Source organism: Novosphingobium sp. B1 (assembly GCF_900176395.1).
Taxonomy (GTDB): domain Bacteria; phylum Pseudomonadota; class Alphaproteobacteria; order Sphingomonadales; family Sphingomonadaceae; genus Novosphingobium.
Map to the genome: position 1 here is coordinate 1 of NZ_FWXL01000042.1, position 12,926 is coordinate 12,926.

Here is a 12,926-nt window from a genome sequence, read left to right on the forward strand (position 1 = left end):
GGCGAGCAGGGTTCTACCTCGATCGTTGGTCAATCGGATTGCCGCCCTCCCATATCGGCGCCCGTAGGGCGGCACCACATAAAAGGGGCAGGAAAGCCTGCGAATAGCATCTGCTGGCATCGTACCGGATTTGTTCGCCCTTAGCGTGCAGATACGTCACTTTCGTGTAGTCACCCCAATGTGGTGCGCGGGATCGAGCGAGCGCTTCGCTTGTTCGCCGGGCTGCGTCGCAAGTACACGTCGGCGCCAACGCTGCTGCGCACCGCGACGATCAACGGCCTGCCCGGTTACGTAAGCATTGATCGTGGTGACGTGCTCCAGACCACCGCGCTCGACGTGCGCGATGGGCGCATCGCGGCGATTTATATAGTTCGTAATCCCGACAAGCTCCGTCATCTGGTGGCAGCTTTCGGCACGGACTGTCTCCACAGCACGGCTACTGAAGGTCGTGAATTGGGTCGGAAGCCACCGTTGGTGCCGCCTCGTTTAAACGGCCGCTAACCTGGTTTCGCGGTCCGTAAGCTGCCCTTCCGGTCTGTCCGCACTCTACGTCATTGATCGGAGAAGCGCTTAGCCAGCCTCGCGCTAGCCCCGCTTTTGGCCGCAAGCTTGGCGCCGTAACGCAAGACGGTGCGTGCATCACGCCAACGGTAAGCCTGCATGATCGCCGGAAGCCCCTCCCCCGTTGCAAAATTGTCCTGCGCAACGCCCACGCGGATCGAGTGTGACGATACGCTCTTGAGCCACCGCTCGAGCTCAGCTTCGCCCATCTCCCCAAGCAGACCCTTCTCCCAGGCGGCGCGGATCAGGCGCTTGTAGATCAGCGTGATGCTGTTGGGATGCAGACGCTCAGTCCCAATGGATTTCACCGATCCATCGAAATGCGTCGCCACCCGCCGCAGCAACGGGCCCTTGTCAAACTCACCTGCCTTACGCCAGCGCGCGATCGCCGCCATGGTCGCCGGTGACAGATAAGCCTCAGCGCCTTCCTGCTTGCGGTCAGTCTTGCTTGAGGGGATGTGCAGCAGACCTGCCCCCTCCCCGTCCGGTCCTTCAATATGCGATACATCGATGGCTACCAGCTCGGACCGCCGGGCTGCCGTGTCGTAGGCGATGCGCAGCAGCGCGGCATCGCGCAGGCCCAGATCGTCGCGACGACAAGCCTTGAGCAGGTGTGCCAGACACACGCCCGTGGCCGGGCTGTCGAGATCGGCAATGTCGCCTTTGAAGCGAATGGCGCGAGCCTGTCGCTGGTGAACCCCGAGTTGGTTGCGTGCCGCCTTGCGCTCGAATTTGACCAAGGGGTCTGACGTCGGATCGGTAAGCCCTGCCATGCGGTAGGCCCAGCCCACATGCACCAGATAACGCTCGATCGTCGCCATGGCGCGGGTCTTGAGGTCCGTCGCTTCGGTACCGGCCAGCGCGCGGATCCAGGCGGCAACGTCGGCAGGTCCTGCAGCAGCGGACTGCACTTGCCGCCCCCGGCACCACTGCCCCCAAAAGGTCAGGTCCGAACGGAAGGCGCGGCGGGTGTTGTCGGACCATCCGCGCATGGCGGCATCGAGCAGCGCCTCGTCGATGCGCACGCCGGCGCCGACCAGCGTGCGAACGTCAGCCACAAGGTCACTCGGCACCACTGTCCGTTTGATGAGGGCGCGTCTGGCAACGGTGGCGGGAGGGTTCTTCGGCATGGCGGCGATGATAGCTGGGCCAATCTCATATGCATAGAGTGGTGATAACGATCCATTATCAACACTACATCAGATAGCACGTGGACTGTAGACGGCACTTCAGTCTACAATCTGGAAATGAGCGCCCCTCCCCTCCCCCTGACAGCGCTAAGTTGGACCCCCGATCTGGCAGTGGCGCTCGCCGATGCCAGTGCCGCCATTGCCCGCCTCGATGCGCGGATTTGCGCGAGTTCGTTGGCACCGGCGTGGACATTACGCGCCAGCTGGACCGGCTATGCCGCAGCCCTTCGCCTCCAAGCCTTCGAGATCGACGAAATTGACATTATTTCTCACGCGTGCGGGCTAACCCTGCCTGGGCGAGCGCTTCTGGAGACTGCTTCTGACCCCTTCGCTGCGCTCGCACCCTGGCAAGCTCGTCTAGTAGAGAAGAAAGGGAGACACTGGCGAGAGGACCTACCATTTACGTTCGAACTGCCTGAGGCATGGGACAAGGCCCCTGCCCTCGCTCGGGCCCTGGCGTTGGTTGATGCTTGGGCGCGCCATGATCGAACCATGGCGCCGTGGCTGGGATTGCCGACCGTGCTTCGTCGCATGGGGATCACAGTAGCTCCCCTGCCCTGCCTGGTTGTCGGTGACGCCGGTCAGCGTCTTGCGTCTGATCTAAGACCTGCCCTGCTCAAACGACTGCTAAAGCAGTTTACCCGATCTGCTGATCATGGCCTTGTGGTGGTCGATCGTCTTGAGAGGTATGTGCAGCGTGGTGCGGCAGCGCTTAGTCTTGAGCGTCGTCCAGGCAAGCTCGCGGATCTTGTACGCCTCTCCCTCGCCCATCCCCTACTGGCAGGTCGGAACGTAGCTGCACAGTTGGGCTTAACAATCTCTGGTGCCGGCAAGCTGCTGGAACGCGCTTCTAGCCTTGGCATGTTGGTGGAGGTTTCTGGGCGTACCACCTGGCGGGCGTATGTAAGTGCAGACCTTGCCGTTACGCTTGGTCTCGTGGCCCCTGTGCGGGGCCGCCCACGATTGGCGGCAACTGACGCAAAACCGGTCCGCGAAATCCTCGCAAGTTTCGACGACGAAATGCACGCTATCAGTGCCAAGCTCACCAAACTGGAGATCGCTCCGATGTTCGAGATCGACGAATTCCGGGCTTGAGGCGAAAAATTTCTTCCCTGCAGGGCCTCGCAGAAGCGGCAAACACGCGATGGACTTCCTAGTGCAGGCAGTACCCGGGAAACCGCTCAGCGAGCTTCTGAGGGCAAATTCTTGCAATCAGCGTCGTAAAGGCATTTGCTCTAACCTATCTCAAACTGGAAGCGAGGTTGGCATACTCTATTTTACCTAAGGGCCAGTCGCGCTCTCACCGAACCAACCCATGCCGCGATCTGTGGCTTCGGATCTGCATTTTAACTACCAGATACTCCGCCGCAAAACGTTGGCTGCTGCGTCCTGCCAATCTAGTTGAACCTCGAGCGTCGCGCTGGGGCTGCACTCGACCAGGGCCGTTTTCCGCACAAAGGTCCTGACAAGGAATGTCATGACGCATCGTTTGCTTTCTGCCCCCCCCCAAAGCTCTCAGTCTGCAAGCGGTCCTCACGTGGTTCGCAAAGCGCGTCCGAAGGCGGTCACTTCGGATGCTCCGTGCAAGAGCATAGCCACGACGAGCTTACATTGTGCTTCTTCTCTTTGGGTCGGCACAGCCATTTTCTAGATCCCCCTTCCCTGCAAATTTTCAAGGAAAGAGGCCCGCCGCAGGCGGTTAGCTCCTTTAATAATGAGTCTAGAAAGTTAGGCTGTGGATGAAGGTAATGCGACTCGCCTGTCCACCGCGAGTCGGCCGGAACGTGCTGTTCTCAATGTACCGTTGCCCCGTTCCTGAAGTACCCTGAGGCCCGTTCTCATAATACCGTGATTCGGTTCCCAATGTACCGAGGGGCGTTCCTGAAGGACCGTGCTGCCCTTCCCTGTCTGTGGCGGCATCGATTCAAGTAAAACGCGTTTTACTGGCGCGGAAAATGGCGCTTTTCTGGGGCATTTGGAGCTGTTGATACCGTTCCGCGAGGCTCACGAGGAGGCTAATCAGAGCGACTCTAGCTTGCGAGAGGCGAGAGCGTCCCTATCAAAAGCGATGCGAACGAAAGACGGTCCTTTAGGAACGGCGCCCGCCAGCTCCCATGTCAAATTGTCTATGGGGGCTTACTGATCTGCACGCTTTCCGTGGTTTCAGCAGGGTCGCAGGCAAAGAACAGGGTACTTCAGGAACGCTCAAAGTTTGGAAGGCCGCGCTATGTAAGAGCTGCTGCGACCTGTCTCTGCGGCCTTCCACGGTACTATAGGAACGCGTTGAAACCGTAGGTTAGCCACAGACTTGGTAACGCTTAGCCATCCACCGGCTAATTAGGAAAGCGGCACGTTATGTGAGGGAAGCGAACGGCTCTCAAAAATTCGATGGGGCTGTTCCTAAAGTACCGAACATCGCGAGCGCCACGTTCTCGGATTGGGCCACTGTGAAGGACCCTGATACTCAGGCGCTGTCGTGCAGTCGGCGACTGCCGGGGCAGGGGTAAGGGGGCAAGTCTAGACATGGTACTTTAGGAACAGGCGAAGGAAGACGAGCTGACGCACTAAGATGCCGCGTTCAAGCGTTGCGCTTGCCCGTTCTGCTGTACCGACAAAGAGACGTGTGCCGACGGCTAGGTCGCCGGACGCTGCTTTGCGCAGAAGGTCGCAAAAATTTGGGTTATGTTTTTCGCATCGAACGCAATGTCGCGTTGGCGGAGAAAGGCGCGGAATTCGTCCGCTATCATTCCATGATCACGCTGAGGACTGGGGAGGTTCGCTCTCGCAATCGCCCCGAAAGCAGTATGCGCAATGTGGCCGCTGTCTGGGAAGTTGATCGACAACTCCTCGATGGCTTCGTCGCGATAGTTTGCTCGAGATGTGGACGGTGAGGGGGAAGGGGAAGGGGAAGGGGTGGGGGATGGCCTTGTCGCCTCCTCCTGATTCCGGTCACGCCTCATCATTCGGAGGAGCGGCTCCGCATCGTCACGCGTTTCCAGCGACAGCGCGTAACCAGGCAGAGCGTTCTCTTTGGCAATCTTGCTCATTTCGAACTTAAAGCGCCGGTAGTCGCCTTCAGCGCCAGACTTCTCGTAAAGCGTCGGCATAGAGATGGCGAAACCATCTGCTCCCGCGCCACCAGCATGCTTACGTGCGACGCGATACAGCCAACGTTCCCGGCCGCCGGTCAGTGAGAAGTAGGCGGGATCGATTGCTAGAACCCCGCCCTCCATGAGCACTCCGTCATAGAACCACTTAGCGAGGGTAATCCGCATGCCGCGTACGTTACCGGCTCGATCTTTTAATTGGCTGTGACTGTCGATCCAAGAGAACGTGGTCTCAACGGCATCTCCAGCCCGGATATTGGTCTTTACAGTGGTGGATTGCAGCCGATCCAACGCATTGCCCAGCAACTCGTACGCGCGCCCGCCTACTTCTCGCTTCAGCGTTCGAAGCATATCATAAGGCACTACATTGAGCGTTTGCGGGATGTCGTTCGATCCGCGGCGCTTGTGCTCAATCAGAACTGACGCGCAGTATATTAAGATATCCAAATCATAGATCGTCGCTAGCCCGTACTCCGAGTTTGCAGAGACATGGACAGTCGTCTTCCGATCCGGGCTTACATAGTCGATGGGCTTAAGGCGCTTGCGCTTGGACAATGAGAAGAAGGGGCGCTCCATCGTCTCCCGCTGGTCGCGGAGGGGGAGTGCCGTCAGTTGCGGCAGAAAAAGGTCTACTTGACCTTCGTCGTGAGAATCCCGTGCCATCGATCACCTTATTGACTGCGGTAAAACGCGTTTTACCGCAGTATAAGCTATTGAATTCTATAAATAAAATGTCACTGGATCATGCGCGACCAAACCGCGCGCCCTCAATAACGGGACGCAAAGCTTCTAGGATCTCGTCAACTGAAGCTGGTGCCGCGGGGTTGATGTTGAGCGTAATACCCTTCGCCTTCGTATCCGAAAGAACCAGTCCAAGCTCCTTGCCCGAAGCGCCGATTAGCTTTGCTCTGCCCTTGGTCGGGGTGGGCGATGGGCTACGCTGAGCTGCGGCGGCTAGCCGCTCACAAACTTTGCTTCCCTCGATCCGCAGGCCACCGGCGGCTTTGAGTTCGGCTTGCTCCCGTGCCAATGCCGAAGCAGCAGCAATAATATTATCCCGATAGCGCTCGTCCTTTAGCAAAGGAGAAAGGCGCATACCGTGCCTGACCTTCAGGTCGCCTGGATCTGCGAAAGCCGCCACCACTTCATCTGGAAGTTCGGCCAGCTGAAGGAGGTTATGCAGGTTCTGCTTTGGGATTGCCAAGCGTTCAGCCATCTGCGTTCTGACACCGTTGTAGTATGTGTCGACAGCAGATCGGTAATTGCGGGCGCGTTCAAGGTCAGTAACATCCTCCCTCTCGCGATTTTCGAGATCTGCGAGCCGAAAGGCGGCTTCGTCATCCAACGTTTCGATGCGGGCAATGAGCTCTATTTCTGGATGATGGTTCGCGTTAAGCCAAGACACCGAAAAATGGCGTCTAGTCCCTACGATGAGCTCGTAAGGCAGATTCCCATTTAGCGTGCGCCGGACCACGACCGGTTCACGGTTAGTCCCTTCTTCGCGAATTGATTCAATAAGCGACGCGCAGCGCCCATAATTCAGTGCCGCATGATCGCGTGCGTTACCCGGCCAAATCGAACACTCCGACGGTTTCAGCCGGATCGTTAGCTTTTTAACTGCACGAGCGATTTCGTCGAAGGCGATCCCACGACGTTCCAGGAAGGAGGGAGCGACAGGCTCTTCTGCCGGTCTTTCCTCTTCACGCGCGTTAGCAATATTCTCCGGCTCAGCTATCGGCTGAGGGGTCGTGCCAAGACTGTCGATCGCATTAGCGAGAAGACTTCGCCGTTTGCCTCCCGCGCCGCTCATGCTGCCTCCGTCAACCGGTCGGTGCCCAGCTGGGCCATTCTTGATGGCCATTGCTTGCAGATGTCCTTCTCGATCTCTCGGAACACCATGTTGAGGTTATCCCTGCAACGCACATAGGTCTGGTGAGAGCCATAGGGCTTATTGATCTCGTAGATCGACGACATTGCCAGTCCCGCATTCTTGATCTCCTCAGAGAGCAGGATAGGGGTCGAAAGCATCTGCCCGGCGTATGTCTTTTCCATAACCTGAAGCATTTGGGCTTCGTTGGTGCGACTGGGCTGGAACATCGTGCAAACTACCCGGATGAACCCATAGTCGATCGTCGAATCGAAACGCGACACAAGGTCCATCGCTTCTCGGCAGGTTTGCATAAAATGGATCGTCGACAGGTAATCGAGTTGCCGCGCTGGTACGGGAATGATCAATCCGTCAGCAGCCGTCAGCGTGTTGACGCCCAAGAAACCCATGGCTGGAGGAGGGTCAAGAATGATGACGTCATATTCGGACCGCACTTCTTCCAAGCCGATCCGCAGCATGCGGAACGCACCGGCAATAGCAGTCGGGCCCTCTTCAATCGTGGCCGTCAATTCCCATTCGGTATCCTGAAGGCCGAGGTTCGCTGGGCAGATATCTATATTTGGCCAAGCAGTCTTTTGAATGGTCTTCCGAAGCGAGTCAGCCTCGTCGATGCGCGGGGATAGGAAGTTCGAAAGTGTGTGGGTTTCTTCCACCAAGGCTTCGAGATTTACGTCGAACATCACGCTCATCGACGCCTGGGGATCGCAGTCGACGACAAGGATCCGGTACCCTCGTAGTGCCAGATAATCAGCAAGATGCTTGCCGGTCGTAGACTTGCTGACTCCACCTTTGAAATTTTGAACAGCGACAACAACCGCACGTTCTGACGGCAGCTTGCCCATTTTGATGCCGAGCGCCTCGCGGATCGCGATGAGGTCATCGACTGTGTAGACGCGGCGACCATTCGAGGCAGTCTTTGGGGCGGGTAAACGCCCCCGAGCCTCGGCCTTAGACAAAGCTTCTGGTGTGCGCCCCAGGAACTCCGCCGCGACTGACGCGCCCATCGTGATATTCAGGGTCTTGCGGTCCGATGGATCAATGGCTGCTTGGCGCAAAACACTCTTGGCGTTCACGCACGATGTGATCATCGAATCAAGAATCTGGCCAGACAGCATCGATTTGTCCCTGTTGTCGGAGCTTTTCAGCAGAGGTTCGTGAAAAATGCTGAAAAAAACCCCTCAATCCGGGACAGGTATGCCAACCTGCACAAGGTTAGTCAATTCGGGCCATGTCCGATGGCGGTCTTGGACATGGCCGGAAATCCATGCCTAAGTCAGAATGCCTTCCTACCTTCGGCGATGTTTAATAGCTCCGAAAAAACGAACGTAGCCGGCGCTCGGCCGGAAGCAGGCATAAGCTCCCGAAGCAGGCCGTTGCTGCGTAAGTCGCGGATGATTTTGCGTGCAGTTGCAGGCGGAATCTGAGCAGACGCGATGAAATCCGGTGTCTGGAAAATAGGCCGCTGGAAGATCCAGTCGAGAGCCCGCACCGCATACTGCGAATGGGTGATTTCAACCACCCAATCGCGCTTCGCCTGATGCAGTTCCAGTATCCTTTGGGCCTTCTGAGTATTTGCTTCAGCTTGAGCAATGATCCCACGGAGGAAGAAAGCTACCCATCCGGTCCAGTTGTCATCGCGGGAGACAGCAAGCATCCGATCGTAATACTCTTCTCGGTTAGCCTCGAGATATTCCGACAGATAGAAATTCGGTTGTGAGAGCAACCCATGTGCGTAGAGAAACAGAGGGATTATCAATCGTCCAATGCGCCCGTTGCCATCAAGAAAGGGATGGATGGCCTCGAATTCTGCGTGAACGATTGCGAGCTGTACTAGCCTGTCTGGCGCGTCGCCATGAATGTAGGCCTCCCATCCGGCCATTGCGCTTTCAATGCGGTCGGCCCCAGGCGGCACGAAGCGGGCTTGCTCGATGCTGCAGCCTTCCGGGCCAATCCAGTTGGGAATGCGGCGGTATTCGCCGGGGTCTTTGTGGCGACCGCGCACGCCATCCATCAGCACGCGGTGTGTCGCCTTTATGAGACGCTGTGATAGCGGGAGTTCGGACATGAGCGCTTGCGCTTCACGCAGTGCAGCGCGGTAGTTGAGAACCTCGCGCGCGTCAGCTTTCTTCGGTGTGCTTTCGTCGAACAAGTGACCCTGCGCTTCGAATTCCAACACTTCTCCAAGCGTTACCTGCGTGCCTTCGATCTTGCTGGAAAGCACAGCTTCGCGCGCTGTCAGAGGCGACAACAGGATTTCAGGATTGGGAATGCCTGACAGAACGCCTTCGTACCGAGCTATGGCTGCATTGGCCGGGCCAACAAGTGGAAACAGCTCGCCAAGATCGAGTGCGGTAGGGGGGAAGCGTCCCTCGTGGTAGGCAACAGGCAAGCGTTTCTCCGTCCGGCGTCTCAGCTAGGGTGCACGTCGGCTGACTCGACGTTGATGATCGTCTATCTACACCTACAGCATTTGATGATCGTGAAACAGGCTTTGGGTTACATCAAGCGTGGTTGATGTACGCAAACGATCATCAAAGCTAGATGTGCAGGAGTTATCCGTCCTCGCCAATTCTCAGAGATCGCCTAAGGCTGACGGTATGCGGACTGATTTCCAGCATTTCGTCGAGGCTCAAAGCGACGCATACCGCCGCGCGACCACAGAGTTGCGGCACGGGCAAAAGCAAACTCATTGGATGTGGTTCATCTTTCCGCAGCTTGCCGGCCTTGGCAGAAGCGACATGGCCAAGAAGTATGCTCTGGCATCGCTGGAGGAAGCGCGGGCCTATGCGGCCCACCCAGTTCTCGGACCTCGCTTGTTGGAGTGCGTCGACCTTTTACAGGATCTGCCGACTGCCAATGCAACGGCCGTTTTTGGTGATGTCGATGCCATGAAGCTGCACTCATGCTTGACGCTGTTCACTTTAGCGTGCCCTGATCGCCCGATCTTCAAAGCAGCCAATGATCGGTGGTTTAAGGGTGAGCTGGACGAAGCGACCATGGCCCTGATTTGACGCCTTTGAAGAGGAAGCATGCAGGTGACCTATGTAGGGCCGACCGAGACGGCGGCGCAGCATGATCCATGATGTTGCGCCTGCCGAAAGTACAAGCGCACTTCCAGCAGGCGGCTCATTCAGAAGCTCGCGAGCAAGCCAACTGCGTAATACTCAGCGCCGGCGTTTGCCTTCACCTTGAGCTTGGGAAGAATGCTGAAGGCTGCAGTGCCATACGGGCGCACCTTGTCGCCGCTGTACCTTGCACCGCCTCCAACCTCGGCGATGCCCACTAGCGTAACTGTTGCCTCGATTTTTCCGTACGCTTTGACGGCGGTGTTATCGCAGCGCTCCGATGCTGCGAACTGGCCATTCGTGCTGTCGCGGCAGATAGTTTGCCCAGTAGAAGTGGTTTGTTCGTAATAGCGGTTGTTGTCCCGCTGGTAGATGAATGCGCCCACCATGGGTCGAAGGGTGAAAGGACCTTTCGAAAGGTTGTAGCCAACGCCCAACTCGCCACCCCAAATGCTCTCGGCCTGGGTGGCATTGGCTTCCAAGGCCACGGAGTTTGCCAACGCCGTGCTAGGCAAGGCGACAGCCGCAGCTACAGCCACGAAAAAGTAAGATTTCACAATGATTCCCTCTTGTTAGAGGGGCGAAGGCCGTGAGGAAAACTAAGCATGAGGACAAGGCCATTCGGCGGATCTTCCACAGTCGTAGTGCTTGTCACTTAGCACCGGTCCAGGGAGCGGCTAGCTTGCGCAGCCTGCTGACATCTGGCAACCGGCTGCCTGCAAGCGGACGTGGCGGAATGGTAGACGCCGGGGACTTAAAATCCCCTGGGCCATGCTCGTGCGGGTTCGAGTCCCGCCGTCCGCACCAAGTGGGCCTGTAGCTCAGTGGTTAGAGCTGGCCGCTCATAACGGCTAGGTCGCGGGTTCAAATCCTGCCGGGCCCACCACTTGGAACGCTACAGATCAAGCGCGCTCTGGTTGCCGCTTGGTAGCTCTAGCTTATCCTCGACGGTCGCAGCGATAGCCAAGGCAAGCTCCATCGCCGCATCATATCGCATGTAAGGGCTAGGTGCCGTGATCCCCACTCGCGCCCAGTCCGGCGCTTCGAGTATGGTCGTGGCAAGCATTGTCGGATCGATTCTGGTCATGCCTTTCGAGAACATAAATAGAACAAAAGCGCAAGACCGAAGGTGCTAAAGGCGTAGCGTCCCTGTGACGATCACGGAGCAAAGAGAATGTGCAACCTCTATCGCATGAGCAAATCGGCGGCCGAGATCGGGTCGCTTTTTGAGGTGCAGGCAGTCGGGGGGACCAACTTTGGAGCTGAGGTCTATCCAGGCTACTCGGGTCTGGTCATTGCTGACGGACCAGCACAGACCATGGTTTGGGGCTTCCCTCTATCGTTAAAATGGAAATCCGGACAGCCACCAAAGCCAAAGCCGGTAAACAATGCCCGGGAAGACAAGCTAGGGTCGAGCTTCTGGAAACCAAGTTTTGAGCGTCGCAGATGTCTGATCCCCGTCAGCGCATGGGCTGAAGCCGAGGGCAATAAGGGCGAGATGACCCCGACCTGGTATTCAGTCGCGGGACAAGACGTCTTTATGGTGGCAGGCATTTGGCGCCCTACAGAAGAGTGGGGCAATGCCTACTCGATGGTCATGGTGGGAAACTGTAATCCAGACTACGCCCCTTGATCCCGGTCAGAGCTATGCAGGGAAGATTGTGTTGCAGAAGGTTACATCTACCAAGCGGCCCGAGCGCGTCTCGATCGTCGTCAACTGGAACGGCGAGCAGTACCCCTTCGCATTTCAGCTTGCTAAGCCCGGTACGCCATCACCCGCTTTCACGGCCATTGCGCCTGCGGCAGCCCGGCCTTTGCCGGCACCGCCAGTGGCTGTCAACGCCGTCGCCAGGCAGCCTGATCTCGGTGCTTTGATATCCAAAACTGCCCTTTATAGGAGCGGCCTCACGAACTCGACGACGGTACGGTCATTTGCGAATTTACCGCCTCCGGCAACGAATTGCTGTTGACCGCTGCAGTACCTCAGGGGACGGGCGCATTCTCAGACTATACCAAGGCGGCGGCGACAAAGGCGATTTGCACTCGCCGGGCTTTTGCACCTCTGCTGCAAGGCGGAGCGACTATTAGGGCCCGGTACGTGGGTGCAGGGTGGAAGAGGGTAGGGGAGGTCACCGTGACGACCGCGAACTGTTTGGGCTAACATGCGATCAATTGGCATGACGATGGTAGATTAGCGGTGGCAATTTTAGCTGCCGCCAGCGCATACTGAACGCACAATTCTGCATCTCCCCTAGCAATTTTCGCACTTGCAGCATTCGGACTTACGAATCATAGCCGCCTTGCCTTTCAGGCATCCTCTCCCAAACTTTCCAAGGCTGGCCTACGGGCTGGCCTTTCTTTTTGCGCGCTAAGACGCAGGAACGCGCTGCCTCAATTTGCTGTCATTAATGACACTTCGCCTCGGCGGACGAGATGTCACTAATGACAAAGCGCAGGTCACGCGACATGGGGGATTCACAGGATTCACCTTTTGTGCTCAAAACTGATCCATGGAGCATTCGACGCATAAACCCGGGCTAGGCGGCATATACGAACTGCTGTCGCAAGCATCGAGCAGACCGCGCTACGCGTTCCTTGTCCTGCAATTGATCGCTGAGCTCGCCGACGAGCGCGGCCACGCTGGTCCGTTTGTCAAAACCGAGGGCAGGGCGGTCCTGCTGCGTGAATGGCTGTGCGATCAGCTCCTGCCGATGAGCGAGCGGCCTGGTCGTCGAGCCTCCTTGCGGCGAAGAGTCGAGGGAGAGCTCGCCGGATCGCTTTCAGGCAATGCTGAATTGGATGCGCAGCGCATCGAGCAGGCCGTTGATGATCAAGTGCGTGCCGTCGGCCGTGCCAACGTCAGTCGCGCTGTTTCAGAGCTGGTCAAAGCCGGGATCGTAAGCCGCTTCTATCAGGGCTTTGCCACCAATCATGTTCACCAGGGGGGAGGGCGCAATGTGGTCTACGTTGTCAAACCCGAAGTCCTGCAACTTCTCCCCAAGGCGCGATCAGAGACTATCGGTGTGGCGATGTCGGCCGCTCCACCTCCCATTGACCCCATCCTTGTGCGGGTCCCACAGCGGAAGCGGGGAGGGGCAGGGCAGGGCGACCTGTT

Annotated in this window: 11 protein-coding genes, 2 tRNA genes and 1 pseudogene; 7 read left to right on the forward strand and 7 right to left on the reverse strand. The window is 57.6% G+C overall.

The genetic code is table 11. From position 1 onward, the window contains the following. The first annotated feature begins 180 nt into the window (after positions 1–180). Positions 181–501, forward strand: coding sequence for a sigma-70 family RNA polymerase sigma factor family protein (locus B9A23_RS21560; RefSeq protein ID WP_217806659.1), 321 nt, complete (start codon positions 181–183; stop codon positions 499–501). Positions 502–551: 50 nt separating this feature from the next. Here B9A23_RS21560 and B9A23_RS21565 read toward each other — a convergent pair whose 3' ends face one another. Continuing rightward, the gene (locus B9A23_RS21565; RefSeq protein WP_084281438.1) at positions 552–1,691 is read right to left on the reverse strand and encodes a tyrosine-type recombinase/integrase; all 1,140 of its coding nucleotides are present in this window, start codon (positions 1,689–1,691) and stop codon (positions 552–554) included. A 591-nt stretch (positions 1,692–2,282) separates the two neighbouring features. Between B9A23_RS21565 and B9A23_RS23435 the strand changes: the two genes are divergently transcribed. Further along, positions 2,283–2,846, forward strand: a complete 564-nt coding sequence (locus tag B9A23_RS23435) for a hypothetical protein (protein ID WP_254895239.1) — start codon at positions 2,283–2,285, stop codon at positions 2,844–2,846. A gap of 1,538 nt (positions 2,847–4,384) precedes the next feature. Here B9A23_RS23435 and B9A23_RS21575 read toward each other — a convergent pair. The 4 genes from B9A23_RS21575 to B9A23_RS21590 all read right to left on the reverse strand — a co-directional run bounded on the left by B9A23_RS21575 (position 4,385) and on the right by B9A23_RS21590 (position 9,135). Further along, entirely contained in the window at positions 4,385–5,521 is a 1,137-nt protein-coding gene (locus B9A23_RS21575) for a replication initiator protein A (protein WP_084281442.1), read from the reverse strand. A gap of 79 nt (positions 5,522–5,600) precedes the next feature. Further along, positions 5,601–6,668 carry a ParB/RepB/Spo0J family partition protein gene (locus B9A23_RS21580; protein ID WP_084281443.1) on the reverse strand — a complete coding sequence of 356 codons (1,068 nt, stop codon included), beginning with the start codon at positions 6,666–6,668 and terminating at the stop codon, positions 5,601–5,603. Continuing rightward, the gene (locus B9A23_RS21585) at positions 6,665–7,861 is read right to left on the reverse strand and encodes an AAA family ATPase (RefSeq protein WP_084281444.1); all 1,197 of its coding nucleotides are present in this window, start codon (positions 7,859–7,861) and stop codon (positions 6,665–6,667) included. Before B9A23_RS21585 ends, B9A23_RS21580 begins: the two co-directional genes overlap by 4 nt. A 158-nt stretch (positions 7,862–8,019) precedes the next feature. Next, entirely contained in the window at positions 8,020–9,135 is a 1,116-nt protein-coding gene (locus tag B9A23_RS21590; RefSeq protein WP_084281446.1) for a Fic family protein, read from the reverse strand. Positions 9,136–9,343: 208 nt separating this feature from the next. Here B9A23_RS21590 and B9A23_RS21595 point away from each other — a divergent pair, with 208 nt between their 5' ends. Beyond that, a complete protein-coding gene (locus tag B9A23_RS21595; RefSeq protein ID WP_084281448.1) occupies positions 9,344–9,757 on the forward strand; it encodes a DUF1810 domain-containing protein in 414 nt (137 codons plus the stop codon). 119 nt (positions 9,758–9,876) lie between these two features. Here B9A23_RS21595 and B9A23_RS21600 read toward each other — a convergent pair whose 3' ends face one another. Then, the gene (locus tag B9A23_RS21600) at positions 9,877–10,350 is read right to left on the reverse strand and encodes a hypothetical protein (protein ID WP_254895240.1); all 474 of its coding nucleotides are present in this window, start codon (positions 10,348–10,350) and stop codon (positions 9,877–9,879) included. Between the two features lie 183 nt (positions 10,351–10,533). Between B9A23_RS21600 and B9A23_RS21605 the strand changes: the two genes are divergently transcribed. Next, positions 10,534–10,618 (forward strand) — tRNA-Leu (locus tag B9A23_RS21605). Positions 10,619–10,621: 3 nt separating this feature from the next. After that, a tRNA-Ile gene (locus B9A23_RS21610) sits at positions 10,622–10,697 on the forward strand. 9 nt (positions 10,698–10,706) lie between these two features. Here the strand turns inward: B9A23_RS21610 and B9A23_RS21615 are convergent. Further along, entirely contained in the window at positions 10,707–10,898 is a 192-nt protein-coding gene (locus B9A23_RS21615; protein ID WP_084281456.1) for a DUF6771 family protein, read from the reverse strand. Positions 10,899–10,985: 87 nt separating this feature from the next. Between B9A23_RS21615 and B9A23_RS21620 the strand changes: the two are divergent. Then, positions 10,986–11,414 (forward strand): annotated as a pseudogene (locus tag B9A23_RS21620) (SOS response-associated peptidase family protein); the annotation flags it as partial. A 907-nt stretch (positions 11,415–12,321) separates the two neighbouring features. Then, a partial coding sequence (locus B9A23_RS21625; RefSeq protein ID WP_084281452.1) for a hypothetical protein occupies positions 12,322–12,926 on the forward strand: 605 nt, incomplete at its 3' end.